The 24,488-nt window shown below is 57.0% G+C and carries 26 protein-coding genes; 8 read left to right on the top strand and 18 right to left on the bottom strand.

From position 1 onward, the window contains the following. The first annotated feature begins 3 nt into the window (after window positions 1–3). From VV869_RS11465 to VV869_RS11445, 5 genes are all read left to right on the top strand, one after another. Complete coding sequence (locus VV869_RS11465) at window positions 4–1,923, top strand: ABC transporter ATP-binding protein (RefSeq protein ID WP_337735060.1); 1,920 nt, start codon at window positions 4–6, stop codon at window positions 1,921–1,923. Next, window positions 1,916–2,416 (top strand): TIGR02444 family protein, encoded by a 501-nt coding sequence (locus VV869_RS11460; RefSeq protein WP_337735059.1) that lies wholly within the window; start codon window positions 1,916–1,918, stop codon window positions 2,414–2,416. The genes VV869_RS11465 and VV869_RS11460 overlap by 8 nt, the downstream gene beginning before the upstream one ends. A 50-nt stretch (window positions 2,417–2,466) precedes the next feature. Beyond that, complete coding sequence (locus VV869_RS11455; protein ID WP_337735058.1) at window positions 2,467–3,444, top strand: hydrolase; 978 nt, start codon at window positions 2,467–2,469, stop codon at window positions 3,442–3,444. Between the two features lie 118 nt (window positions 3,445–3,562). Then, window positions 3,563–3,781, top strand: a complete 219-nt coding sequence (locus tag VV869_RS11450) for a YheU family protein (RefSeq protein WP_337735057.1) — start codon at window positions 3,563–3,565, stop codon at window positions 3,779–3,781. Between the two features lie 108 nt (window positions 3,782–3,889). After that, on the top strand, window positions 3,890–4,759 hold the full coding sequence (locus tag VV869_RS11445; RefSeq protein WP_337735056.1) for a phosphoribulokinase: 870 nt from the start codon (window positions 3,890–3,892) through the stop codon (window positions 4,757–4,759). Between the two features lie 64 nt (window positions 4,760–4,823). On the opposite strand, the gene VV869_RS11440 is transcribed toward VV869_RS11445, so the two are convergent. Beyond that, window positions 4,824–5,228 carry an OsmC family protein gene (locus VV869_RS11440; RefSeq protein ID WP_261601561.1) on the bottom strand — a complete coding sequence of 135 codons (405 nt, stop codon included), beginning with the start codon at window positions 5,226–5,228 and terminating at the stop codon, window positions 4,824–4,826. 273 nt (window positions 5,229–5,501) lie between these two features. Here VV869_RS11440 and crp point away from each other — a divergent pair, with 273 nt between their 5' ends. Both crp and VV869_RS11430 read left to right on the top strand, forming a co-directional pair. Further along, complete coding sequence (gene crp / locus VV869_RS11435; protein ID WP_036801200.1) at window positions 5,502–6,134, top strand: cAMP-activated global transcriptional regulator CRP; 633 nt, start codon at window positions 5,502–5,504, stop codon at window positions 6,132–6,134. A 354-nt stretch (window positions 6,135–6,488) separates the two neighbouring features. Next, the gene (locus tag VV869_RS11430; protein ID WP_261601560.1) at window positions 6,489–6,683 is read left to right on the top strand and encodes a hypothetical protein; all 195 of its coding nucleotides are present in this window, start codon (window positions 6,489–6,491) and stop codon (window positions 6,681–6,683) included. Window positions 6,684–6,879: 196 nt separating this feature from the next. On the opposite strand, the gene VV869_RS11425 is transcribed toward VV869_RS11430, so the two are convergent. The 8 genes from VV869_RS11425 to rpe all read right to left on the bottom strand — a co-directional run bounded on the left by VV869_RS11425 (window position 6,880) and on the right by rpe (window position 15,193). Beyond that, window positions 6,880–7,674, bottom strand: coding sequence for a DUF1338 domain-containing protein (locus tag VV869_RS11425; protein ID WP_337735055.1), 795 nt, complete (start codon window positions 7,672–7,674; stop codon window positions 6,880–6,882). A 46-nt stretch (window positions 7,675–7,720) separates the two neighbouring features. Beyond that, entirely contained in the window at window positions 7,721–9,181 is a 1,461-nt protein-coding gene (gene astD, locus VV869_RS11420; RefSeq protein ID WP_337735054.1) for a succinylglutamate-semialdehyde dehydrogenase, read from the bottom strand. 16 nt (window positions 9,182–9,197) lie between these two features. Then, on the bottom strand, window positions 9,198–10,214 hold the full coding sequence (gene astA / locus VV869_RS11415; protein WP_337735053.1) for an arginine N-succinyltransferase: 1,017 nt from the start codon (window positions 10,212–10,214) through the stop codon (window positions 9,198–9,200). Between the two features lie 137 nt (window positions 10,215–10,351). After that, a complete protein-coding gene (locus tag VV869_RS11410) occupies window positions 10,352–11,566 on the bottom strand; it encodes an aspartate aminotransferase family protein (RefSeq protein WP_337735086.1) in 1,215 nt (404 codons plus the stop codon). 411 nt (window positions 11,567–11,977) lie between these two features. After that, window positions 11,978–12,553 carry an aminodeoxychorismate/anthranilate synthase component II gene (locus VV869_RS11405; RefSeq protein WP_337735052.1) on the bottom strand — a complete coding sequence of 192 codons (576 nt, stop codon included), beginning with the start codon at window positions 12,551–12,553 and terminating at the stop codon, window positions 11,978–11,980. Between the two features lie 166 nt (window positions 12,554–12,719). Next, on the bottom strand, window positions 12,720–13,736 hold the full coding sequence (gene trpS / locus VV869_RS11400; RefSeq protein ID WP_337735051.1) for a tryptophan--tRNA ligase: 1,017 nt from the start codon (window positions 13,734–13,736) through the stop codon (window positions 12,720–12,722). Between the two features lie 93 nt (window positions 13,737–13,829). Beyond that, window positions 13,830–14,519 carry a phosphoglycolate phosphatase gene (locus VV869_RS11395; RefSeq protein ID WP_337735050.1) on the bottom strand — a complete coding sequence of 230 codons (690 nt, stop codon included), beginning with the start codon at window positions 14,517–14,519 and terminating at the stop codon, window positions 13,830–13,832. Next, window positions 14,516–15,193 carry a ribulose-phosphate 3-epimerase gene (gene rpe, locus VV869_RS11390; protein WP_337735049.1) on the bottom strand — a complete coding sequence of 226 codons (678 nt, stop codon included), beginning with the start codon at window positions 15,191–15,193 and terminating at the stop codon, window positions 14,516–14,518. Before rpe ends, VV869_RS11395 begins: the two co-directional genes overlap by 4 nt. A 206-nt stretch (window positions 15,194–15,399) precedes the next feature. Here rpe and VV869_RS11385 point away from each other — a divergent pair, with 206 nt between their 5' ends. Beyond that, window positions 15,400–15,630, top strand: a complete 231-nt coding sequence (locus VV869_RS11385) for a DUF2970 domain-containing protein (RefSeq protein ID WP_337735048.1) — start codon at window positions 15,400–15,402, stop codon at window positions 15,628–15,630. Here VV869_RS11385 and VV869_RS11380 read toward each other — a convergent pair. From VV869_RS11380 to pilM, 9 genes are all read right to left on the bottom strand, one after another. After that, window positions 15,627–16,451, bottom strand: coding sequence for a Dam family site-specific DNA-(adenine-N6)-methyltransferase (locus VV869_RS11380; RefSeq protein WP_337735047.1), 825 nt, complete (start codon window positions 16,449–16,451; stop codon window positions 15,627–15,629). The genes VV869_RS11385 and VV869_RS11380 overlap by 4 nt on opposite strands. A gap of 108 nt (window positions 16,452–16,559) precedes the next feature. Then, window positions 16,560–18,200: an AAA family ATPase gene (locus VV869_RS11375; protein WP_337735046.1), complete on the bottom strand. Its 1,641-nt coding sequence runs from the start codon at window positions 18,198–18,200 to the stop codon at window positions 16,560–16,562. A gap of 14 nt (window positions 18,201–18,214) precedes the next feature. Next, window positions 18,215–19,294: a 3-dehydroquinate synthase gene (gene aroB / locus VV869_RS11370; RefSeq protein WP_337735045.1), complete on the bottom strand. Its 1,080-nt coding sequence runs from the start codon at window positions 19,292–19,294 to the stop codon at window positions 18,215–18,217. Between the two features lie 24 nt (window positions 19,295–19,318). Beyond that, window positions 19,319–19,837 carry a shikimate kinase AroK gene (gene aroK, locus VV869_RS11365; protein ID WP_337735044.1) on the bottom strand — a complete coding sequence of 173 codons (519 nt, stop codon included), beginning with the start codon at window positions 19,835–19,837 and terminating at the stop codon, window positions 19,319–19,321. Between the two features lie 191 nt (window positions 19,838–20,028). Beyond that, window positions 20,029–21,732 (bottom strand): type IV pilus secretin PilQ, encoded by a 1,704-nt coding sequence (locus VV869_RS11360; RefSeq protein WP_443147306.1) that lies wholly within the window; start codon window positions 21,730–21,732, stop codon window positions 20,029–20,031. A 41-nt stretch (window positions 21,733–21,773) separates the two neighbouring features. Beyond that, window positions 21,774–22,304 (bottom strand): pilus assembly protein PilP, encoded by a 531-nt coding sequence (locus VV869_RS11355; RefSeq protein WP_337735043.1) that lies wholly within the window; start codon window positions 22,302–22,304, stop codon window positions 21,774–21,776. Between the two features lies 1 nt (window position 22,305). After that, entirely contained in the window at window positions 22,306–22,899 is a 594-nt protein-coding gene (locus tag VV869_RS11350; protein ID WP_337735042.1) for a type 4a pilus biogenesis protein PilO, read from the bottom strand. Then, a complete protein-coding gene (locus VV869_RS11345; RefSeq protein WP_337735041.1) occupies window positions 22,896–23,486 on the bottom strand; it encodes a PilN domain-containing protein in 591 nt (196 codons plus the stop codon). The genes VV869_RS11350 and VV869_RS11345 overlap by 4 nt, the downstream gene beginning before the upstream one ends. Beyond that, the gene (gene pilM, locus VV869_RS11340) at window positions 23,483–24,487 is read right to left on the bottom strand and encodes a type IV pilus biogenesis protein PilM (protein WP_337735040.1); all 1,005 of its coding nucleotides are present in this window, start codon (window positions 24,485–24,487) and stop codon (window positions 23,483–23,485) included. Before pilM ends, VV869_RS11345 begins: the two co-directional genes overlap by 4 nt. Window position 24,488: the final 1 nt, after the last annotated feature.

The following is a 24,488-nucleotide window of genomic DNA, read 5'->3' as shown; positions in this document are numbered from 1 at the left end:
TTGATGATTACCTTTTCGGATATTCAGCTCTTACGGGGCGGCAAAGCCCTTCTCAACAATGCCTCAGCCACCATTCACCCCGGTGACAAAGTCGGCCTGGTCGGCAAAAACGGCTGCGGCAAGTCTACCCTGTTTGCATTACTGAAAGGTGAACTCAGCGTCGATGCCGGCACCTGTCAGTTGCCGGCGCACTGGGAGCTGGCCTGGGTGGCCCAGGAAACCCCGGCGCTTGAGCGCAGCGCCATTGAATACGTGATTGACGGCGACCGGGAATACCGCCAGCTGGAGCAGGCTCTGGCTGCCGCGGAAGCGGCGGATCAAGGCACCCGTGTGGCTGAACTGCATGGCAAGCTCGACACCATCGGTGGCTACAGCATCCGTGCCCGTGCCGCCGAGCTGCTCGACGGCCTGGGTTTTTCCCAGGCGCAGATGGACTGGCACCTGACCCAGTTCTCCGGGGGCTGGCGGATGCGCCTCAACCTGGCCCAGGCGCTGCTGTGCCGCTCTGATCTCCTGCTGCTCGATGAGCCGACCAACCACCTGGATCTCGACGCCGTGATGTGGCTGGAGAAATGGCTGCAAAGCTACCGCGGGACGCTGGTGCTGATCTCCCACGACCGCGATTTCCTCGATCCGGTGGTCGGACGGATCATCCATATCGAGAACGAGACCCTGAACAGCTACACCGGCAACTACTCATCGTTTGAAACCCAGCGGGCAGAAAAGATGATCCTGCAACAGGCGATGTTCCAGAAGCAGCAAAAGCAGATGGCGCACATGCAGTCCTATATTGACCGCTTCCGCTACAAAGCCAGCAAGGCCCGTCAGGCCCAGAGCCGGATCAAAGCCTTGGAGCGGATGGAAAAAGTGCTGCCGGCCCAGTTCGATAACCCGTTCAATTTTGAATTTCGCGAACCGGCGGCCCTGCCGAACCCGATCCTGATGATGGATCAAGTGATGGCTGGCTACGGCGACACCCTGATCCTGGACAACATCCGCCTCAATTTGGTGCCGGGCAGCCGGATCGGCCTGCTGGGGCGCAACGGCGCCGGTAAATCAACCCTGATCAAGCTGTTGTCCGGTGAGCTGCCGGCCAAAGCGGGCGATCTGACCTACTCGCAGGGGGTCAAAATCGGCTACTTCGCCCAGCACCAGCTGGAAACCCTGTACCTGGAAGATACCCCGGTGCAGCACATGGTGCGCATCGCCCCGCAGGCGACCGAGCAACAACTGCGCGACTATCTCGGCAGCTTTGGCTTTCAGGGGGACAAAGCCCTGGAGCCGGTCGGCCCGTTCTCCGGCGGCGAAAAAGCCCGTCTGGTGCTGGCCCTGATTGTGTGGCAGCGCCCGAACCTGCTGCTGCTCGATGAACCGACCAACCACCTGGATCTCGATATGCGCCAGGCGCTGACCCTGGCCCTGCAGTCCTATGAAGGCGCGATGGTGATTGTCAGCCACGACCGGTATCTGTTGCGGGCCACCACCGATGATCTGTACTTAGTACACGATCAGAAGGTCGAACCGTTCAACGGCGATCTGCACGACTACCACAAGTGGCTGACCGAGCAGCAGCGCAACGAGCGCCGTGAACAACAGGCCGCCAAACCGGAAACCAGCAAGGACAACAGCGCCGCCTCGCGCAAGGAGCAGAAGCGGCTGGAAGCGGAGTTCCGTAAACAAACCGCGCCGCTGCGCAAGCAGATTGACAAGCTCGACCAGCAGATGGAAACGCTGATGGCCCAGATCAGCGATGCCGAGGCCCAGCTGTCGGATCCGAGCATTTATGACGCCGACAACAAAGCCCGCCTCAACGAGCAGATGCAACGCCAGGGTGATGCCAAATCGACGCTCGAAGATGTCGAGCTGACCTGGATGGAGCTGCAGGAGCAGTTGGAAGCCATGGAAGCCGAGTTTAATGGCTGACGCCAAATCCCAAACTCAACCCCGGACTCAGCACCATAGTCAGACCCGGCCCGATCCGGCCGGGTTCTGGCCCTTCTGCCTGGCGCACTATGCCCGTCCCGGCGTTGAGGCGGCCTGCCTTGCCCTGCAAGACCGCCATCACGGCAATGTCAATCTGGCTTTGCTGCTGCACTGGCTCGACACCCAAGCGCAGGCCCTGCCCGAACACGGCCTGGCACAACTTGGCGAGGCTCTGAGCGACACCGACGCGCTGCTGACCCCCTACCGGGTCATGCGCCGCGCACTCAAGCCTCAGCTCGACCCGGCTGGCTACCAGCAGCTGCTCAACTTTGAGCTCACCCTCGAGCAACGCCAGCAGCAAGCCCTGCTCAGCCGGTTGGCACAGCTGTCCCTGTGCCCGAAAATCTCAGCCAGTAACCTGCAACAGTACGGCCGCACCCTGGCCCTGCCGCTTCCCCTGCTTCGTCAGCTTCAGGGCTGCGACGCAGTCTGAGCCGCAGTTGTGCTATAACACCAAGAACTCGACTCAATCAGCCAACACCCATGACTCCTTTTGAACCGGCCAGTGGCCTGCGCAATGCCCATCTGCAAACCCTGCTGCCGCGCTTGTTGCGCCGCGCTCCGCTCTTCACCCCGCTGACCCAGCGGATTGAAACCCCGGATGGCGATTTTCTCGACCTCGCCTGGACGGGTCCCGGCAACGACTACCCGGCCGACCAGCCGATCCTGGTCCTGTTTCACGGCCTGGAAGGCAGTTTTCACAGTCCGTATGCCAACGGTCTACTTTACGCGGCAAAACGCCGGGGCTGGCTTGGGGTGATGATGCACTTTCGCGGCTGCAGCGGCGAAATCAACCGCCTGGCACGCAGTTACCACTCCGGGGAAACCAGCGATGCCGCCTTCTTCCTGCGCTGGCTGCGCCACCAGTTTCCCCGCAATCCACTGTGGGGCGTCGGTGTCTCGCTCGGCGGCAACATGTTGGTCAATTATCTGGCCAAGCATCAACAGCATAGCGAGCTTGCCGCGGCGCAGGTGATCTCCCCGCCGCTGAACCTGGCTTCCTGCTCGGCGCGGATCGAACAGGGGTTCTCACGGCTCTACCAGCAATACCTGCTCGGCTCGATGAAGAAAACCCTGAGCCAGAAGGTTCAGGCGCTGCCGGAGGAGATGCCGCTGGCGCTTGAACAGGTCAACGCCATCCGGACGCTGCGCCAGTTCGATGACTGGGTGACTGCCCCCCTGCATGGCTTCCGGGATGCCGAAGACTACTATCGCCAGTGCAGCGGGCTCGACAAGCTCCAGCACATCACGACCCCGTTGCGGATCATCCATGCCGCCGACGATCCGTTTATGACCCCGGCCGTGATCCCCACCGTACCGCTACCCGAGAATATCGACTATCACCTCAGCCCGTACGGCGGCCATGTCGGGTTCGTCACCGGATCGTGGAACAAGCCGCAGTTCTGGCTCGAGCACACCGTCCCAGCCTGGTTTGAAGCCCGGGCCGGGGGCAAAGCCTGAGCCGGGGTGCAAATCAACACAACGTGGCGCAACCGGATGAGCGCGCAACAGATGGACTCTACAAGCGATGCAATTGTCAATATAATCGACCTATCCGACATCGCCTGTAGAGTTTGCAATGATTATTCCCTGGCAAGACATTGACCCCGACACCCTGACCAACCTGATTGAACATTTCGTGCTGCGCGAAGGCACCGACTACGGTGAAAGCGAGCTCACGATGGCCGAGAAAGTCAGCCATGTACGCCGCCAGCTGCAAAGCGGTGATGCCGTCATTGTGTTCTCCGAATTACATGAAACGGTCGATATCAAACTTCGCCGCCAACTGGACGCATAACACCGCACGGCGGCGGTGACTCACCTGCAAATTTAGCAATCCGGCTTGACCTGCCCCCTGCTCGCCTGTTAATAACTCTTTCCGTTATTGTTAACGACAGGGTTTGTCATGTCTGCAAAACATCCGATTATTGCTGTTACGGGCTCCTCGGGCGCCGGTACGTCGACCACTTCCGAAGCCTTTCGCAAAATGTTCAACATGATGGGCATTAATGCGGCCTGGCTGGAAGGCGACAGCTTCCACCGCTTTACCCGACCGGAAATGGACGTCGAGATCCGTAAGGCCAAAGAGCAGGGCCGGCATATCAGCTACTTTGGTCCTCAGGCCAATGACTTTGCCCAACTGGAAAACTTTTTCCGTCAGTACGGCGATGACGGCAGCGGTAAATTCCGCCGCTACCTCCACACCTTCGATGAGGCCGTGCCCTACAACCAAATGCCGGGTACTTTTACCCCATGGCAGGATCTGCCGGAAAATACCAATGTCTTGTTCTATGAAGGACTGCACGGCGGGGTAGTGGATGGCGATATCAATGTCGCCCAGCATGTCGACCTGCTGATCGGCATGGTACCGATCGTCAACCTGGAGTGGATTCAGAAAATTGTCCGCGATACCCGCGATCGGGGTCATTCCCGCGAAGCCGTGATGGACTCCGTGGTCCGGTCGATGGATGACTACCTTAACTACATCACCCCGCAGTTCTCACGCACCCATATCAACTTCCAGCGCGTGCCGACAGTTGACACCTCCAACCCGTTTACCGCCAAGGCAATTCCGAGTCTGGATGAAAGCTTTGTGGTGATCCGCTTTCGTGGGATCAAAAATGTCGACTTCCCGTACCTGCTGGCGATGATCCAGGGCTCGTTTATGTCACGCCACAATACCCTGGTGGTGCCGGGCGGCAAGATGAGTTTCGCGATGGAACTGATCATGGGGCCGCTGATCCAGCAGCTGATCGAAACCGGCAAATTCGGCTAAACCGGCTTCCGACTCATATCAGAGCGTGACGAGAAGACTGGCTTCTCGTCACACGCGAACATCCTTACGCTGGCACTACGGCATAGGAGTGGGTCATCTCTACCCCTTCACCCAGCATCAGGCACACCGAGCAGTACTTCTCCAGCGAATCCGCCACGGTTTTGGCCACCAGCGCTTCGTCCAGATCATGGCCGGTGACGACAAAGTGTAGGTTGGCGGTGGTAAAAATGCGCGGCGCCTGCTCCCGGCGGACCGAGGTAATTTGCGCTTCACAGCCGGTGATCTGCTGGCCGGCGGATTTCAGCCCGTCCACCACATCGACCGAGCTGCAACCGCCCGCAGCCATCAGGACCAGCTCCATCGGGCTGGGTGCTGTCGCTCCGCCATTGCCGTCCATCACCACGCTGTGACCGGAGTTGGACTGCCCCAAAAATGTCATCTCTTCGACCCATTTCACCCGTGATTGCATTGCTTACTCCTTACTACTGACAGGGGTTTCAGACACTATCTCACAACTGTGTGATCATGTGCACAGTTAGAACGGCAAAATGCCAATTTCAGATAGATCAATATCAAGAAAAACCCGGCGAAAAAAGATAAACTCTCAACTAATTATTCACGTGAGCTTGCAGCCCAGCGGCTGACTGGCATATCCTAGTCGGCGAACAATGTTATTGTGATGCTCAGCCGCGAATTATAGGGATGTCATTGCTGGGCAACAAACGCAGAGGAAGTTAGTAATATGGTTCCAGGTAAACCTCAAACAGATCCAACGCTAGAGTGGTTTCTTTCGCATTGCCACATTCATAAATACCCATCAAAGAGCACTTTGATCCATGCGGGCGAGAAAGCAGAAACTCTCTACTACATCGTCAAGGGTTCTGTTGCCGTATTGATCAAGGATGAAGAAGGCAAGGAGATGATCCTGTCTTACCTCAACCAGGGCGACTTCATTGGTGAGCTGGGCCTGTTCGAAGAAGGCCAAGAGCGTACCGCCTGGGTTCGTGCTAAAACCCCATGTGAAGTGGCTGAAATCTCATTCAAGAAATTCCGTCAGCTGATCCAGGTGAATCCGGACATCCTGATGCGTCTTTCTGCGCAAATGGCAAGCCGCCTGCAAGTCACCAGCCAGAAAGTCGGCGACCTGGCCTTCCTGGATGTAACCGGTCGTATTGCCCAGACGCTGCTGAATCTGGCCAAGCAGCCAGATGCCATGACCCACCCGGACGGCATGCAGATTAAGATCACCCGTCAGGAAATCGGTCAAATCGTCGGTTGTTCGCGTGAAACCGTCGGTCGTATCCTGAAGATGCTGGAAGAGCAGAACCTGATTTCTGCCCACGGCAAAACCATTGTGGTTTACGGCACCCGCTAAGCGCCGACCCAATCCTATTTCAAAAGCCGCACTCAGTGCGGCTTTTTTCATTTCAGGCCTTGTTCCATTTCGGAGCTGATTTCATTTCTGAGCTTTTTCCATTACAGCGCTTTTCAATTATAGAGCTTTCAGTTACAGCGCTTTCTTCAATCCTGTGACCGGTACGCCCTGCCGGCCCCTCCGGCTTGCACTCTGCCAATTTAATGCTACATTGAGCATATTGCTGGATCGGTATGCCATACGAAGGCATCCCCCGGACAGGTGGCCTCTCGGCAACGAACCACCGAGCAATCAACGGACAAAAAACCGACAACGGACTCACACAAAATCGAGCAACCAACGAACTGTAACGATATGGATATCGAACGTTTTGCGCCCAACACCAGCACCACCCCACCGACGGTGCTGCAAGCTCTGCCCGCCACCATCGAAATGACCGGTTTTAGCGATCCGCGCCACTACCTGGCGCAGCAACCCCCGTTAGATCCCGAAAGCCGCCACCAGGATCAGGAAACCGCCTGGGTGCCGCCGCTCGACAGCCAGCATTAGCCCAAGACCGTTGCAAAAAAACGTTGCAAAAGTCGTTGCAAAAACCGTGGCAACGACATCGGCGAAACGCTTGCTGAGCAATCTGACGGACATAAAAATACAGCCCGGGTAATCTCTTACCCGGGCTGTTGATGGATTCAACGAAGCAGCAGTGCCTCAATGAGCGAACACGGAGGCACGGCTCCTCAGCGCGCGATCACTGATTGGTACTTTCGAAAATCTTATCCGCCGAGGCTTCAACGAAGCCGCGATACAGCTCGCCGTCCGCTGTCGGATAACGCTTGGCAAACTCATAGAACCCGCCCGGGATCTCCCGAACGCCGTCCAGGAAGTTGACCGCCACCCGATCCGCCATGGTCGATGACTGCTCCAGCAACACTTCCGGGCTGCCTTTCACTTCACCGCCCGACTCATTGATCGCAAAACCGTTATGGCGCAGCAGGTGGTTGACCTCGTGTACTTCGGTGAACTGCTCCAGCTGGTTGATGCTCACGGTAAAGTGGTTGGCACCGAAACCATGGGCCGCAACCCAGCCGGCATACTCACTTTCTGCCGACAGCAGCTCGTAAGTAGCATAATCGAGGTCCCACAACCGGCCACCATACAGGAACGCCGGATCGTTCAGAGCCGACTCCGGCACCTGGCTGACCAGATCGCGAACGGTTTGCTGCAGCAGGGATGAGAACTGCCCGACCAACAACTCACTGATAAAGACCTTCGGTGCCGCCGGATTCGGATGCTCGAAATGCTCGGCATACAGCTTCTTCGCTTCGAAGTGATACTTGCCGCACGGCTTATAGCCAATCGCAATAAACGGTGCCGCCAGACGATCCAGTCCGACCTGCGGCAGGTTAAATGTCCGCAGCGCGATATGATCGTTGAGCAGGGGTTCATCTTCCTCAAGCAGGTCATGAACCTGCGCGGCTGATGGACACAAACGCTGGGTGTAATCTTGCCACAGCGCGTTAAACAATTGTTCGACCTTTTCCATGTTGCTTGTTCCCCTTACCTAATCGCAGTGTCGCGGCCGGCGCGACTTACAGAGTGATCCCCGGCGACAGTTGTGCCGGCAATTCGGTATGCTCGCCTTCCATCGATGCCATCGGGTAGGCACAGTAGTCGGCCGCATAGTACGCGCTCGGACGCAGGTTGCCCGAAGCGCCCGGACCACCAAACGGTGCATCACCGCTGGCACCGGTCAGCTGACGGTTACGGTTGACGATCCCGGCACGGATATGGTCAATAAAGTATTGCCACTCGTCATCCTGAGTCGTCACCAGACCCGCAGACAGGCCGTAACGCGTGTTATTGGCCAGCTCAACCGCTTGGGCCAGATCATCATAGCGGGCCACCTGCAGCAGCGGACCGAAGTATTCTTCATCCGGCAGCTCAGCAATCTTGCTGACTTCAATGATCCCCGGCGTGACCACGGCGCCCTGACCACGTTTGGCCTCCAGCAGCACCTCACCACCCAGGCTCACCAGGTTTTCCTGGGCACGGATGATGTTATCCGCCGCCGTGACCGAAATTTGCGGGCCCATAAACGGCTGTGGCTCGGCAAACGGACCATCGACATTGAGCTGCGACGCCGCTTCGACCAGACGCGTCAGCACTGCATCGCCTTGCGGACCTTTCGGCAGGTACAGGCGACGGGCACAGGTACAACGCTGGCCGGCACTGATAAAGGCCGATTGAATAATAGTGTAGACAGTGGCATCGAGCTCGCCATAGTCCTTGGAGATCACCATCGGGTTGTTGCCGCCCATTTCCAGGGCCAGCATTTTATCCGGCTGGCCGGCAAACTGACGATGCAGGATATGACCGGTATTGGCACTGCCGGTAAACAACAGGCCGTCGATCCCTTGTGAGCCCGCCAGGGCTTCACCGGTAGCACGTGCGCCTTGTACCAGGTTGATCACGCCATCCGGCAGACCCGCCTGTTGCCACAGTTTCATGGTTTCTTCCGCCACTTTCGGCGTCAGATCCGATGGCTTGAAGACCACGGTATTGCCCGCCAGCAAAGCCGGTACAATGTGGCCGTTCGGCAGATGACCCGGGAAGTTGTACGGGCCGAAAACCGCCATCACGCCCAACGGACGATGGCGCAGCACGGCCTGAGTCCCATCGGCCACTTCTTTTTGCTTGAAGCCGGTACGCTCTTCGTAGGCACGCAGGGAAATGGCAATCTTGCCCACCATGGCACCAGCCTCGGTGCGGGTTTCCCACAGCGGTTTGCCGGTTTCTTCAGCAATGGTCCGGGCGATGTGCTCACTGTTCTCTTTCACCAGATCGGCAAATCGCTCGACAATTGCGCGGCGCTCGCTCAGATCAGTTTTCCGCCAGCTCACCAGCGCCTCACGGGCAGCGGCCACGGCCTGCTCTACCTGCTCGGCGGTCGCGCTCTGGCCCTGCCAGATCACTTCGCCGCTGAATGGGTTGAGCGACTGCATCGCGTCACCTTCACCCGCGAGCCATTTGCCTGCAATCCATTGTGTCATGATGTTCTCCCGTCAGTTATTGCTCAATCAGGCGAACCTGATCACCATCTTGTACTTGCAGTGCGGCGGCCATGTCGGCGCTAATCACTACCTCTTGCTGATCGTTCTGCAGCGTCGCCTTGCCGACCACGGCACGGAAGTGCTCGAACGAGGTATTACTGATAATACAATTGCGGCCTTGCGTCCCCTCGCCAATCGCAACGGTGAAACGCTTGGAGTGACGCACCGACTCAATATGGCGCACGTCACATTCAACGGTCGGGCCCGCATCGAAAATATCGACATAGCCGCGGCAACTGAAGCCTTCTTTTTCCAGCAGACGCAGCGCCGGTCGGGTCTTTTCATGAACCTCGCCAATCACTGCCTGTGCTTCCTGGCTCAGCAGGTTGACGTAAATCGGTAGTTTCGGCATCAGGTCGGCGATAAAGCCTTTCTTGCCAATCCCGGTCAGATAGTCGGCCAGGGTAAAATCAATCGAGAAGAAGTGCTCTTTGAGCCACTCCCAGAACGGCGAATGGCCACTATCATCAGAGACCCCGCGCATTTCCGCGATAATGGTTTTATCAAAACGTTCCGGGTGCTCCGCCAGCATCATAAAACGACACTTGGACAGCAGACGGCCATTGAGGCCTTTGCGCCACTGCGGACGCAGGAACAAGGTGCACAGCTCGCTCACCCCAGTATAGTCATTGCCCAATGTCAGGGTTTTCACCACATTGTGAACATTGAGACGACGGGATGAATGGACCACGGTGCTCAGATGATAAGTGTAAAACGGGGTGTCCAGTCCAACGGCAGCCTCAATGGCTGTCGTGCCGGCAATCTCTCCGGTTTCCGTATCTTCCGCCACCATCAGGTAGCCTTCCGGCCCCGGCTGGGTGACGTGTTTGGCAAAACTCTCTACCGAGTGACTGATTCGATTACTCAGGATTTCTTCGTTCACCGGTAATGACGTAAAGCCATGGCCAGACTCTTCTGCACATTGCATCAGTGCCGGCAGATCGGCTGCTGTAATAGGACGAATAACCAGCATCGCATTCCCTCCAGATGCAGGTAGCGGCATGAGGCCACTAACTTATCGTTATGAATTTATGTGGGTAACCTGTCTTCTACGCAGGCAAAAATGCAGCGGCCAGCTCCTGTCAGCCGCTGCAATTAATCAGATAGGACTTATTGGTATAGTTTGGCGATCGCACGTTCCAGACGCGCCATCCCTTCATCAATGTCAGCTTTCTCAATCACCAGCGACGGTGTAAAGCGCACCACGTTGGCCCCGGCAACCAGCACCATCAGCCCTTCTTCACCGGCAGCGACCAGAATGTCACGTGCACGGCCCTGCCACTCTTCCGTCAGGGCTGCACCCAGCAGCAGGCCTTGACCGCGTACTTCAGCAAAGATTGGGTACTTGGCATTGATTTGTGCCAGACCGTCACGGAACCATTGCTCACGCTCTTTCACGCCTGCCAGCACTTCCGGTTTGGAGATTTCATCAACCACCGCTTCTGCAACCGCACATGCCAGCGGGTTACCGCCGTACGTCGAGCCGTGAGTCCCCACTTTCAGGTGCTTGGCCAGCTCCGTCGTGGTCAGCATAGCACCAATCGGGAAACCACCGCCCAGCGACTTAGCCGTACTCAGGATATCCGGCGTCACGCCCAGGCCTTCGTAGGCATAGAATGTACCGGTACGGCTGTTACCCGTCTGAACTTCATCGAAGATCAGCAGCGCGTTGTGTTTGTCACACAGCTCGCGAACGCCCTGGATGAATTCCGCCGTAGGGGAAATGATCCCGCCCTCGCCCTGCAGCGGCTCCATCATCACCGCACAGGTACGGTCAGACATGTGCTCAGCCAGGCTTTCCAGATCGTTGTAAACCATGTGAGTAATGTCGCCTGGTTTCGGACCAAAACCATCAGAGTAAGCCGACTGGCCACCGACCGTGACAGTGAAAAACGTCCGGCCGTGGAAGCCCTGCTTAAAGGAAATAATTTCAGATTTTTCCGGACCAAACTTATCCACCGCATAACGGCGTGCTAGTTTCAGCGCCGCTTCGTTAGCTTCGCCGCCGGAGTTGGCGAAGAAAACCTTGTCTGCAAACGTCAGCTCTGTCAGCTTCTTGGCCAGGCGCAGGGCCGGCTCGTTGGTCATGACGTTACTCAGGTGCCACAGTTTGTCTGCCTGAGATTTCAGCGCATCGACCATGATCGGATGACAATGTCCCAGACAGCTCACTGCGATCCCACCGGCAAAGTCGACATACTCCCGGTCTTCCTGATCCCAAATCCGCGATCCCCGGCCTTTCACCGGAATAATCTGCATTGGGGAATAACAAGGCACCATCACCTCATCAAACAGCTCACGTCCTACTTTTTGATCCATTGCCATCATCCTTTCCTTCTGTGATTTGCTTCTACAGCATAGTATTTACATTTTATTAACCAATTCAATAGCAGAAAATTTTTTTTAACGCTGCTCTGACTTGGCCAACGCTCTGCGCGATACATATTTATGCGGGTTTGTATGAGAATTATTAACCACAGGTCGGATAAAAGTGTTTTTCCATATAGGAAATAACGATGTTCCCGGGGGCAAGCGGTGCATAAGATTGCCCGCCAGGTTAGCGCGGCAGAAATGAAGGATTTGTTAAAAATAGTGATAAAGATCGCGGAATTGAGACCCGAACCGGAAGACACAAAGGGGAAATACCAGCGGGGGCCGGATGAGTAACCCGCCAATTTCCCCCTACTGTCACGTCAGAAACAACATATTCTACTGTTGCAACCCTTTTCGTGTGTCTCAGCGGCGAAGAAAGTTAGCCAACAGCTGGTGTCCCTGCTCGGTCAGGATGCTCTCGGGGTGAAATTGCACCCCTTCCAGCGGCAGCGTTTTATGGGCAATGCCCATGATTTCATCCATCTCCCCGTCGCGCTCAGTCCAGGCGGTAATGTCGAAGCAATCGGGCAAGGTGTCCGCTTTCACGACCAGGGAATGGTAGCGGGTGACGGTGAGGGGCTGATTCAGCCCGGCAAACACGCTGCGCCCGGTATGGACCACCGGCGAGGTTTTCCCGTGCATGACCTGCCGTGCCCGTACCACTTCGGCGCCGAACACCTGCGCCAGCGCCTGGTGCCCGAGGCAAACCCCTAAAATCGGCAGCTTCCCGGTAAAATATTCAATCGCCTGCAAGGAAATGCCGGCTTCATTCGGCGTACAGGGCCCCGGCGAAATCACCAGATGGCTCGGTGCCAATGCTTCTATCCCGGCGATGTCGATCTCGTCATTGCGGACCACCTGTACATCGGCGCCCAATTCGCAAAAGTACTGGTAGAGGTTGTAGGTAAAGGAGTCGTAGTTATCGATCATCAACAGCATAGATACATCAGCTCTCGGGTAAGTCGGCGCCCTATTGTGCTATAGAGAACCAGAAAGGCAAGTCGAAAGCGCACCCGGCTCCCCTGACATCCGAAACAGTCGTCGTCACAACCGGCGGCATAAAAAAGCCGACCTGGCGGTCGGCTTCTTCCGTAAACACAACCCGTTACGGGCGCGGGACGAAACCCACCACCTCAAAGGCTTTTTTCAGGGTCTCGGCCGCGCGGGCAGAGGCTTTCTCGGCACCGGCTTTCATCACGGCATCCATATAGGCGCGATCTTCACGGATACGTCGGTACTCGGCCTGAATCGGCTCCAGCATCGCCACCACCGCTTCGCCGACATCCTTCTTGAACGGACCGTACATTTCCACGCCCTGGTACTTCGCCTCAATATCAGCAAAGCTCAAGCCTGTCGCTACCGAATACAGGCCCATCAGGTTTGAAATCCCGGCCTTACTCTCCAGATCGTGCGCAATGCGTGGCGGGGTTTCCGTGTCGGTCTGGGCCTTGTTGATCTTCTTGATGATCGATTTCGGCTCTTCCAACAGGGTGATCACATTCTTGCGATTGTCATCCGACTTCGACATTTTTTTGCTCGCATCCTGCAGGCTCATCACGCGGGCATTCACGGTCGGGATATACGGCTCCGGCACGGTGAAGATCGGGCTGTCCGGGCAGTAGATGTTGTTGAAACGAGTCGCGATATCCCGCGCCAGCTCCAGGTGCTGCTTCTGATCGCTGCCGACCGGCACCTGATGCGCACCGTAGAGCAGGATGTCAGCGGCCATCAGCACCGGGTAGTCAAACAGACCGACGTTGACGTCATTGGCATGACGCGCCGACTTGTCCTTGAACTGGGTCATCCGGCTCAGCTCGCCCATCTGGGTGTAGCAGTTCAGCAACCAGCCCAGCTGCGCGTGCTCCGGCACGTGCGACTGGACAAACAGGGTACTTTTCTTCGGGTCAACACCGACCGCCAGGCAGATCGCCAGTGCGTCCAGGGTCGCTTCGCGCAGGGCGATCGGGTCCTGACGAACGGTGATCGCGTGCAGGTCGACCACGCAGTACTGGCAGTCATAATCATCCTGCATCTGTTCCCACTGACGCAGCGCACCCAGATAGTTACCGATACTTAATTCACCAGAAGGCTGGACGCCACTCAATACAATGGGTTTGCTCATGATGCGATTATCCTATGTCACTCAAGTAAGCAGCGGCCCGGGGCCGCTGTCTGAATCAAAAAAACGGGGATCCAGTCAGTGCGGCTGACTGTACTAGCTGCCTAGTTTAACCACTTCAGCCAGTTGGCTAAAGTGATCCAGCACAATATCGGGATCACTGGCACTGATCGGCTGGCCATAGTTGTAACCATAGGTCAGACCGACAACATAACATGTGGCTGCTTGAGCTGCCAGAATGTCGTTGCGCGAGTCGCCGACCATCAGCAGCTCGCGGGCAGCGAGGCGATGTTTTTCCATCAGCCAGTGCAGGGCAAACGGATCCGGCTTTTTCTGCGGGAAAGTATCGCCGCCGATCACGTCGACAAAATAGTCGGCAATCCCGTGCTGAGCCAGCAGGTGCGGCAGAAACTGCGCCGGTTTGTTGGTCACAATCGCCATCGGGATCCCGGCGTCGCGCAACGCATCCAGCGTGTCCTTCACGCCCGGATAGAGGGCGCTCTGACGGTGGCCGCCTTCATCGTAGAAGCGGTCAAACAGCTGGCGGGCCTCGCGGTGCAGCGCAGGATCCAGATCCGGGTCCACCTCAATGCTGCGGCTCAGGGCGCGGCCGAGCATGATCTCAGCGCCGTTACCGATCCAGGTGGTCATTTGGGCAATCGTCACCTCAGGACGCCCCAGCGCCTGCAGGGTTTTGTTCACTGCATCTGCCAAATCCGGCACACTGTCCAGCAGGGTCCCGTCGAGGTCGAAGGCGACAAATTTAATCCCGTCAATCATCTTCATGCGCGTGTCACCTTCGCCAGTTCAGCCCGCATTTCATCGATCACGGCTTTATAATCCGGCTGACCGAAAATTGCCGAGCCGGCCACAAACATATCCGCTCCCGCTTCCGCAATTTCCCGAATGTTGTCGACCTTCACGCCGCCATCAATTTCCAGGCGGATGGTGCGGCCGGACGCATCGATACGACGACGAACTTCCCGCAGTTTATCCAGAGTGCCCGGAATGAAGGACTGCCCGCCAAAGCCCGGGTTGACCGACATCAGCAGGATCATATCGATCTTATCCATGATGTAATCGAGGTAGTGCAACGGCGTCGCCGGGTTAAATACCACCCCGGCCTGACAGCCATGCTCTTTGATCAGCTGCAGGGTGCGATCCAGGTGCTCAGTGGCTTCGGCATGCACGGTGATCATGGTCGCCCCGGCCTTGGCAAAGTCCGGAATGATCCGATCCACCGGCTTCACCATCAGGTGGACATCAATCGGCGTGGTGATCCCGTAGTCGCGCAGCGCTTTACAAATTGGCGCGCCAAACGTCAGGTTCGGCACATAGTGGTTATCCATCACGTCAAAGTGCACGACATCTGCACCCGCTGCCAGCACCTTCTCGACATCTTCGCCAAGACGCGCAAAATCTGCAGACAGGATCGATGGAGCGATCAAAAAATCCTTCATGTTCAGCCTCTATACGGTAATTACGGGATCAGAAATCGGCGCAATTCTACCCGATCCGTTCACGGATGTCTTATTTCAAAGGGGCGTTGAATGCTTTCTCGGTCAACGGGGTCGAGCGATTCAGTCAGGATGACTATGCTTGAAGGGGAAGCGTGGCGACGATGACGATCGCACTTCAACTGAAAGGACTGATATGGAGCAGGGACATGGACAACCGACATCCTCCGCAACACCCGGCCAAACCAACGAAAACCACACGGCCGCTCCTGAGCGCAGCCGCTGCCTTGTTCGGGGTGCAGTCAGAGCGTAACCGACAGGCCGATTTCAGCCAGGCTTCGGCCCGGCCGTTTATTGTTGCTGGGGTTGTCGGGATTTGCCTGTTTGTGGCGCTGCTGATCGTGATTGTGCGCCTGGTAACTGCATCCGCAGGCCCTTAGGCCTGCGGTGGGCGGAAAAGCGCCAGCAACTCATCGACTTTGTTACGGCCACTGCCGTTACGGCTGATGGTGCGCTTCACTTTCACCACCGAGAGCTCGGCCCCGTGGTACAGACGGCGGGTCAGCGTGGTGTCGTGGTTGGAGATCAGCACCGGAATATCGCGCTCCAGGGCGGCTCGTTCCGCAACATCAGCCAGGGCAGCCTGATCGTCCAGGCTAAAGCCGTTACCGGCATAGGAGGTAAAGTTCGCGGTGGTCGAGAGCGGTGCATACGGCGGATCGCAGTACACCACGCAGCCCTTGCGGGCCCGGGAAAACGTCTGATGGTAGCCTTCGCACACAAACGTGGCCCGCTTGGCCTTCTCGGAAAAATACCCCATTTCCTCTTCCGGAAAGTATGGCTTTTTATAGGAGCCGAACGGCACATTGAAGCCGCCTTTCTTGTTATAGCGGCACAGGCCGTTAAAACCATGGCGGTTCATGTAGAGGAAATACAGCGAGCGCAGGTATGGATCCTGAGTCTGGTTAAAGGCGGCTCGGATTTCCAGGTATGCCTCTTTACGATTGTACTCCGGGGTAAACAGATCGCGGGCATCACGGATATAACGCTCCGGCTCGGTCTTCAAAATGTTATACAGATTGATCAGATCCGGGTTGATATCAGCCAGCAGGTATTGTTCGAAATCGGTGTTGAGGAAGACAGAGCCCGCTCCGACAAAAGGCTCAACCAGTTTACGCGCAGGTGGTAAATGCCGCTCGATTTCCTCGACCAGAGAGTACTTGCCTCCAGCCCATTTCAGGAATGCACGATGCTTTTTCATTCAGCTTACCACCACCAGTACCGATATTGTTTCGAAGGGTGGCGGATTGTACCCCATTTCACCCCAACTCTGATACCGGTTCACGTAAATATCTGCCTGTCTCTGCCATTATTTCACGCGATCAAGCTCACGGTGGATTTGCGCATAGGATTTCACCCATGGCTGAACCTGCTGCAACCGGGCTGGCAAACGTGACTCCGCACGCCGGGCAGCAACCACGCTCGGATAATCGCCGGTGACAATGATGAACCACGGCTCGCCATTGCGGCGGGTTTCGTAGATCTCGGCAATCCGGGCGATATCGTACTGGGAAATAAACTGGTTCGCGGCCGTCAGCGATCGTAGCGCCGCCAGCTGCAAGGCATAATGCCGGGCATCCACCGCTTTCAGGGCCACGCCCAGTTGCGGCGTCGGTGCAACCACCGGTAACGGTGCTGGTGCCGAGACAGGGGCAGCTTCGGGCGACGACGCTGGCTCCTGTGACTCCTGCACCAGCGGTGCAGACGGTGATGCTGCCCCTGTATCCGGGGCTTGTGGCGCTGATGCCTCCGGGGCAACTGCCGGGGCTGGGGTCAATCCGGTTTCCGCTGCTGACGGCACCAAAGCTGCCGCCGCCCGCTCGCCACTGCCGCCAAGCGCCTGCTCGGTCAGCATCGCATCCACCACATCCGAGGGGACGACAACCCGGGGCGGCGTATCACTGCGCCCGACCGTCAGCCCTTCAATGGAAACAGCCGGTGGCAAATGACCGCTGTCCTCAATAATCGGCGTACTTCCCCCATTCTGTTGGGCGAACGTTGGCTGCTTCATTTCTTTCGCCGGTGATGCCACCGGTGGCAGAGAGTGCGCCTCATCAAACCGTCCGGTCGACAAGGCCGCCTGTGGCGCCTGCGTTTCACGCAAGTCGAGCACCGACAAGGCAGCGATCTCCGGTGCCACATCCAGATCGGCTTCCATCGGCGCTGGGGATTGACTGAAGAACCAGGTGCCGATGCCGGCCAAAGCCACCACCAGCAGGGCTAGCATCAGAATTAGGGGAGAAAATTGACGTGACGATCCACCGACCATAGTTGTCTGCTCCGTATTCGCTAATTGCATCAAAGCCCCTGGCAAAGGCTCAACCAGCCGGGCCTGCTCCTTCAGATTGCGCCGACGATTGGCCTCCAGCCGATCGAACGCAAGCACAACTTCGACAAATGTCAGGGCTTCCTGTTCGCTGAAATCCGCAATTTCCAGTTCCAGCGGCATGCTTCCCTGGCCATGCGAGGCTTGGCTAAGGTATTTATCCAACCGCCCCGGCTGGCTGAACAGCAATACATTAACCTGCCAACCCGGGGTCGCCTTGGCTTTCTGAACCAAGGCCCATAATTCGGCAACCAACGTGGCACTCAACAGATGCGCATCGTCGATCACCAACAACAAATTCACCGGCAACCCACCCACCAGCATATGCTCAAGACTTTGCAAAATTGGGTCTTGTTCGTTAAACACCGGCTGAGGGATCAACTGCTTGATCAAAATGGAGCGGTGCTGCGCCGGGCTCTGGGACGGGTGACACAGCAACAGGCTTTGGTTGCTTTGACCGGCCCAAAGTTCCAGGTAGCGCTGTGCGAGCCAGGTTTTTCCCGCGCCGTCACGGCCGGTGATCTGGATCAGGTTGGAACTAAAACGGGTCAGGAACTGAATTCGGGAAAGAAGCTGGATCTGGCTGTCCACATCCAGCATAGCGACAGAAGTGTCACGAGTCATGGGGGTTCACAACATCAAGATTGAATCACACGACGTAGAATATCATGCGGCACATCCGCAACAACCTCAGCGCTCCCGATCGACGTCGGCAACACCAGTCGAAGCTGGCCGGACAAGACTTTCTTATCTCGCATCATGTGTTTCATATAGCAATCGAAATCCATCTCCGCAGGCGCGGCGATCGGCAGGTTGGCCTGCGCAAGCAAACGGATAATCCGCTCAACATCCGCTGGCGCCAGCAAGCCGTGTTCACTCGCAGTTTGGGCCGCCTGGACCGTCCCGGCAGCGACTGCTTCACCGTGGAGCCAGTTGCCGTAGCCCATTTCTGCTTCAATGGCGTGGCCAAAGGTATGGCCCAGGTTCAGCAGGGCTCGCACCCCGGACTCTTTCTCATCCGCGGCCACTACATCGGCTTTGATCTGGCAGCAACGCCGGATCGCATACGCCAGGGCTTCGGTATCCAGGGCCTGAAGTTTGGCCATGTTCTGCTCAAGCCAGACGAAAAAGTCGTGATCGGCAATGATCCCGTATTTGATCACTTCCGCCATCCCGGCTGCAAATTCGCGCGGCGGCAGTGTGTGCAGGCAGTGCGTATCAATCACCACCGCTTTGGGCTGGTAAAATGCCCCGATCATATTTTTGCCCAGCGGATGATTCACTGCGGTCTTGCCGCCAACCGACGAATCGACCTGAGCCAGTAAGGTGGTCGGGACCTGAATAAAGTCCACGCCGCGCTGGTAGCACGCCGCGGCGTACCCGACCACATCCCCAATCACCCCGCCGCCGAGCGCAACCAGGACGACATCCCGGCCGTAATTGCCTTCCAGCAAAAAGGTCATGATTTGGTTAAACGTGTCCAGGGTTTTGAACTGTTCGCCGTCCGGCAGGGAAAGGAGGGAAACTTCGCAAGGCAGAGAACGGATGGTCGCCATCACCTGTTCGGCATAAAGTGGCGCCACCGTCTCGTTACTGACCACAACAACCCGTTGCCCACGCTTGATGGCAGAGGAAAACAACGCCGGGTCATCAAATAACTCGGCGCCAATTGAGATAGGATAACTTCTGTCATCAAGATTAACGTGGATCCGTTCCATGGTCAGTATCTCTGTTTCAATGAATTATCGTTCGTCCAGCATCTTGATGATTTGATTCGCCACGACTTTGGCGCTTTGATCATCAGTGCGGACAACGTAGTCTGCTACCTCTTCATACAAAGGATTACGCTCTTTTGCAAGCTCTTCCAGTACTTCACGTGGGGTATCGGTCTGAAGCAGAGGACGTTTCTTGTCACGCTGGGTACGCGCCAGCTGTTTTTCAATGGTAGTTTCAAGATATACCACGATACCGCGGGCAGACAGACGGTTGCGGTTTTCCTTGCTTTTTACAGAACCACCCCCTGTTGCCAGTACGATTCCTTGTTCTTGAGTCAGATCATCGATCACTTTCTCTTCGCGAACTCGGAAACCCTCTTCACCTTCAACATCGAATACCCAGCTGATATCGGCTCCAGTACGCTCTTCAATCACAGTGTCCGAATCCAGGAACTCCATATGCAGCTGTTGTGCAAGATGTCGACCAATAGTACTTTTGCCGGCACCCATAGGTCCGACCAGGAAAATATTTCGTTTTTCAGCCATTTTTAGCAATTTTACGCGCGGTTAATAAAACGACACCGCCCGCAGGCTATCGATTACAAAAGCCCGAGGCGCCAAGTTCCTCACTTTTCATTCGTGATAAGACCGAAAATTATCTCAGGACTCGCTATCACTTGGCAATAGCTAGAGCCATTCATTCCCAATTTAATTCCCGGTCGGAAGCCGCGCCGCAGCTACTGCATGACAATTTTTGGAGTCACGAAGATCAACAGCTCTCGCTTGGTAAACTGCTCCAGCTTATGGCGAAACAACGCCCCCAGCACCGGTAAATCCCCCAATAACGGGACCTTGCGCATGATGTTGTTGATCTGGTGCTGGTAAATCCCACCGAGCACCACGGTCTCCCCATTTTCGACCAGCACCTGGGTGCCGATCCGCTGGGTATCAATGGCAACGGCTTCGCCGGTGCCGGTCTTCACCTCGCTGCCTTTCTTGTCCTGAGTCACCATCAGATCCAGCACCAGTTTATTATCCGGCGTGATTTGCGGCGTCACCATCAGGCTCAGGACGGCCTTTTTAAACCCGACCGAGACCGCCCCGCTGGAGGACGCCTCGAGATAAGGGATTTCTGTCCCCTGTTCGATATACGCCATCTTTTTGTCCGTGGTGACCAGGCGGGGACTGGAAATAATTTCCAGCTTTTTCTCCGACTGCAGCGCCGAGAGCTCAAGGTCCAGCAGGATATCGCCCATCTTCGCCACCTGGAATGCGACCCGCGCCGCCCCAGGCTCGGTGGCCCCCAGATTCACATTAAGAAAATCGGTCACCGGTGTTTCACTGCTCTCCAGCAAGCCGGACGAGACGAGATTACTCTCGATCGAACCGCCGACCGTGGTGTCGCCATTGCTGCCCAACACACCCCACCGTACCCCGATTTCGTCAACATCGTCTTCATTGACCGACACAATCCGGGCTTCGATGTGCACCTGCTTCACAGGGATATCCAGCGCGGTCACGATGGATTTGATTTTGTCGATATGCTCTCCCAAATCATGAATAATCAACGCATTCGTCCGCTCGTCCACATGCAGTGAGCCCCGCTCCGACAGCATGCTGGAGCCTTCTTCCTTACCCCGCAGCAACTCGGCCAATTCCGTCGCTTTGGCATAGTGCACCTGAACAATGTCCGAACGTAGCGTCGCCAGTGCCAGTGCCTGTTGCTTCGCTTCCAGCGCTTGCTGCTCACTCAAAGCCAGCTCCTGCTTCGGCGCAATCAGCACCACCGAGTCTTTGACCCGCTTATCCAGCCCCTTGGCCTGCAAGATGATATCCAGCACCTGCGGCCAGGGAACGTTATCTAACCGCAAGGTGACCGTGCCGGTGACACTGTCGGACACCACCAGATTGAAATCGTTATATTCGGCGATCAACTGCAAGACATTACGGACGGGAATATCCTGAAAGTTAATTGAAATCGGCTTGCCGCTATAGCTGATTTTCCCGGCCGACGCTTCCGTCGGCAGCGCGGTCACCATCACGCTGAGCCGTGCCCCTTCCAGGCGGTAGTCATAGTGGAAAGCGTCGCTCATCGTCAATTTCAGCCGGGTCCCTTTCTCCCCGCGCAGCGTCTCCACCGATGTCACCACGGTCGCAAAGTCCGCGACATCCAGAACATAAAGCATGTCATCGTCAATCGCTGCATCAACCAGCTCCACATACAGCTGCCGTCCGACCTGGCGGACATCGACCAGCGTCCGGGTTTTGGCCAGTTCAACACTGACAATCCCCCGTCCTTCGCCATCGCGCCGGAAATCAATATCCAGGATCTTATTGTCCACCACCTCAATGGCCGACGCGGATGCCGCCACCAACCACAGCAACATCCCGGCCGCCCATACTCCAACGGCGTCCCAGCGCCAGCGTCCAGCTCTTTTCATGCTCAATTCGCGGTTCATCATGCGTACTTCTCTAATTCCATCTAACCTGTCGGTTCCGTACCAACAATTGATAACGAAACCGTGCGCGTCAGCCAGCACCCGGCGCCATCCGGCAGGGTTTCCACCAGCTCCAGACCGGTTGTTCCCACCCGGGTCACCCGACCATAATTCAAACCGAGGTAATGCCCCCGGCGTACCTTGACCAGTTGTTGTGTCGGGGTATAAACCAACGCCCAGCGCTGCTTGCCATCCCCAATCACCCCCTTCATCTCCAGTTGCTCCAGGGCAAACTGCTCCAGCGGCATCGGTTTACGCTGGTCTTCCGGCTGCCAGCATGCGGTCTCTTCCTGAGTTTCCGGCACCCGCTCTTCAGCACGCGGGCGGGCAAAAGGCACCCGCTCGTCGGCCAGCACAAACGGATCCGCCCGGTAGACATACTCCGCCGGTAAGGCTTCAGTCTTCGCCGTAGCCTGCAGCGTTGCCTGTGCAATCACCTGCTCTACCGAGCCTTCATTCGCATGACACCCCCATAGCAGCCCGGCGATAACCAATACATACCATCGTCCCATCATCCTATCCTCCCTGTTGCGGCGGTTTGAACCGATACGTACTGGCCGAAACCGTCAGCTTCAACAGCACTGAAGACGACGGCTCACTGACCAGATCCAGCTGAAAGTCACTCAGGGTGACAATCCGGGACAACGCTGCCACCGCAGCGGCGAACTGACCGATCTCCTCATAGCTGCCGGTGAGCTCAATACTGATCGGGAGTTCAAAAAACAGCGGGTGCTCGACCGTCGGCGCCCATTCAATCCGTTGAAAATCCAAACCATTGCGGATCCCGATGTCATTAATGCCGGACAACAGGCTGGCAAGCTCTTTCTCTTCCGGCAGTTGCTGAACGACCTGCTGATACCGTCCACCCAGCGCCGTCAACTGCTGGCGGATCAGCGGCAGCGCCGCGGCCTGATTGGCTCGGATCACCAGTTGCTGATGCAATCCTGTTTCCCGCTGCTTTAGCTCGGCCAGCGTGGCCTGGGAAGGTATGAGCCAAAACCAGTATCCCGCCCCCGCCAACACCAGCGCCAACAACAGCGCGGCCAGGCATTGCGGTAAACGGGGCCAGTCCGCAATTTCATCCAGTTCCAGATCCTGCCATTCGGTCACGGGTTCTCTCCTTGTACAATCGAGCCGCTGCTCCCAGCCTGCGGCTGCTTCAACACAAAAGAGACGCTGAACGCGCTGGTGGCCGGTTCATCCTCTTCGCGACCGGCCAGTATCGAGTGGATGGTCACGTCGCTAATCCAGGGAGACTGCTCAGCCCGGGACAACAACATCGCCAGTTGACCGTTGGAATCCCCGTCCCCTTCCAGGGCAACCCGACGCTCCGCCAGGCTGACCTGATTGAGATACACACCTTGCGGCACAACCGCCGGAAGTAAGTTGAGTAGATGCGTCACTTGGTTCCGCTCTTGCTGGATCTCCTCAATGACCGCCAACCGCTCATGAAACGCCAGCCGCTGCCGCTCCAGTTTGGGCAACATCGACAACTGATGCTCCAAGGCATCAATGGCCTGTTCCAACTGTTGGTTTCGCCCCTGCTGCACGCTTTGCTGCCCGGCGAGGTAGGCATTTGCGCCCACGACACCGGCAGCCACTACCAGACAAGTCGCGGCGATCAATGCATAGAAGTGCTGGCGATGCTGCTGGCGTTGCCGATCGCGCCAGGGCAGGAGGTTCAGTTTTTCCATCATGGTGCCACTCCCCGCAGTGCCAGCCCGGTTGCCACAGCGTACTGACTGTAGAGATGTTCCCCTGCAATCTCGCCCAGCTTTTTATCACTCGGCAGGCACCGAAACGGATTCAGCCACCGCACTTCCAAACCTAATAACCGTGCCAGCAGGCTCTCCGAGACCACATGCTGGCCACCACCACACAGCCAGACGCCTTCGAGCGGTGCAGTCGCATGGGTCGAGTTGTAGAGCTGGAACTGACGCCGAAGCTGATCCGCCAACTGCTTGGTAAAGGCTTCACTTTGTTCAGAATCCGGCATCGTCAGCACCGGCTCTCCCGCTGCCCGGGTCGGCGTCAGTTGGCCGGCACCCCAGGCAATTTCCCGATGATAGGCACCGCTGCCGGCCGGGTGCACCGCAAATTCAGTCAGCCGATGGCCGATATCCACCACGCCCCACTGGCCGGACAGGCCCGACTGCTCGGCCGTAAACGTCGCCAACCAGAGCAACGCATGGGTTTGCAGTTCCATCACGTCCGGCCGTAGCCCAGCCTTTTTCAGGCATTCCACCCGCGGATCCAGGGTGGCCTTGCGCGCGGCAAACACCTGATAAGGGGCTGTTGCCGACAGTTCACTCGGTCCCGGCGACACCGCCGGATAAAAATCGAGCCGCAGCTCATCGACCGGAAACGGCGAGGACGCGCTTAAAGCCTGGGTCACGGCAAACTCAGCTTCTTCATCGGTCAGATTGGTATCGAGCTGGATCACCTTACTGATCACCGCGCTGTCCGGCAGAGCCAAAATCGTGCGACGGGCCCGCCGGGGCAGGCTTTTCCGGATTTGACGTATCGCTGACAACAGCCCCCCGACATCCACGGTATGCTGATCATTTATAATCGGCGTCGTCGGCACGACTTCAGCGAACGCGACCAAGGCCAGTTGCGATTTCTTCTGGCTCAGCACAACGGCTTTGATACTATGGTGGCCGATATCAATCCCGACAGTCAGTGGGTTTTGAAACATA

This window comes from Photobacterium sp. MCCC 1A19761 (genome assembly GCF_037389125.1).
Classification (GTDB): Bacteria; Pseudomonadota; Gammaproteobacteria; order Enterobacterales; family Vibrionaceae; genus Photobacterium.
The sequence above is the reverse complement of the archived record's forward strand: the minus strand, read 5'-3'. Positions and strand labels throughout refer to the sequence as shown.

Bases quoted from the DNA above. Each gene is read 5' to 3' on its own strand.
- VV869_RS11465 (WP_337735060.1), top strand. From the start codon at position 4: ATGATTACCTTTTCGGATATTCAGCTCTTACGGGGCGGCAAAGCCCTT.
- VV869_RS11460 (WP_337735059.1), top strand. From the start codon at position 1,916: ATGGCTGACGCCAAATCCCAAACTCAACCCCGGACTCAGCACCATAGT.
- VV869_RS11455 (WP_337735058.1), top strand. From the start codon at position 2,467: ATGACTCCTTTTGAACCGGCCAGTGGCCTGCGCAATGCCCATCTGCAA.
- VV869_RS11450 (WP_337735057.1), top strand. From the start codon at position 3,563: ATGATTATTCCCTGGCAAGACATTGACCCCGACACCCTGACCAACCTG.
- VV869_RS11445 (WP_337735056.1), top strand. From the start codon at position 3,890: ATGTCTGCAAAACATCCGATTATTGCTGTTACGGGCTCCTCGGGCGCC.
- VV869_RS11440 (WP_261601561.1), bottom strand. From the start codon at position 5,228: ATGCAATCACGGGTGAAATGGGTCGAAGAGATGACATTTTTGGGGCAG.
- crp (WP_036801200.1), top strand. From the start codon at position 5,502: ATGGTTCCAGGTAAACCTCAAACAGATCCAACGCTAGAGTGGTTTCTT.
- VV869_RS11430 (WP_261601560.1), top strand. From the start codon at position 6,489: ATGGATATCGAACGTTTTGCGCCCAACACCAGCACCACCCCACCGACG.
- VV869_RS11425 (WP_337735055.1), bottom strand. From the start codon at position 7,674: ATGGAAAAGGTCGAACAATTGTTTAACGCGCTGTGGCAAGATTACACC.
- astD (WP_337735054.1), bottom strand. From the start codon at position 9,181: ATGACACAATGGATTGCAGGCAAATGGCTCGCGGGTGAAGGTGACGCG.
- astA (WP_337735053.1), bottom strand. From the start codon at position 10,214: ATGCTGGTTATTCGTCCTATTACAGCAGCCGATCTGCCGGCACTGATG.
- VV869_RS11410 (WP_337735086.1), bottom strand. From the start codon at position 11,566: ATGGCAATGGATCAAAAAGTAGGACGTGAGCTGTTTGATGAGGTGATG.
- VV869_RS11405 (WP_337735052.1), bottom strand. From the start codon at position 12,553: ATGCTGTTGATGATCGATAACTACGACTCCTTTACCTACAACCTCTAC.
- trpS (WP_337735051.1), bottom strand. From the start codon at position 13,736: ATGAGCAAACCCATTGTATTGAGTGGCGTCCAGCCTTCTGGTGAATTA.
- VV869_RS11395 (WP_337735050.1), bottom strand. From the start codon at position 14,519: ATGAAGATGATTGACGGGATTAAATTTGTCGCCTTCGACCTCGACGGG.
- rpe (WP_337735049.1), bottom strand. From the start codon at position 15,193: ATGAAGGATTTTTTGATCGCTCCATCGATCCTGTCTGCAGATTTTGCG.
- VV869_RS11385 (WP_337735048.1), top strand. From the start codon at position 15,400: ATGGACAACCGACATCCTCCGCAACACCCGGCCAAACCAACGAAAACC.
- VV869_RS11380 (WP_337735047.1), bottom strand. From the start codon at position 16,451: ATGAAAAAGCATCGTGCATTCCTGAAATGGGCTGGAGGCAAGTACTCT.
- VV869_RS11375 (WP_337735046.1), bottom strand. From the start codon at position 18,200: ATGACTCGTGACACTTCTGTCGCTATGCTGGATGTGGACAGCCAGATC.
- aroB (WP_337735045.1), bottom strand. From the start codon at position 19,294: ATGGAACGGATCCACGTTAATCTTGATGACAGAAGTTATCCTATCTCA.
- aroK (WP_337735044.1), bottom strand. From the start codon at position 19,837: ATGGCTGAAAAACGAAATATTTTCCTGGTCGGACCTATGGGTGCCGGC.
- VV869_RS11360 (WP_443147306.1), bottom strand. From the start codon at position 21,732: ATGAAAAGAGCTGGACGCTGGCGCTGGGACGCCGTTGGAGTATGGGCG.
- VV869_RS11355 (WP_337735043.1), bottom strand. From the start codon at position 22,304: ATGATGGGACGATGGTATGTATTGGTTATCGCCGGGCTGCTATGGGGG.
- VV869_RS11345 (WP_337735041.1), bottom strand. From the start codon at position 23,486: ATGATGGAAAAACTGAACCTCCTGCCCTGGCGCGATCGGCAACGCCAG.
- pilM (WP_337735040.1), bottom strand. From the start codon at position 24,487: ATGTTTCAAAACCCACTGACTGTCGGGATTGATATCGGCCACCATAGT.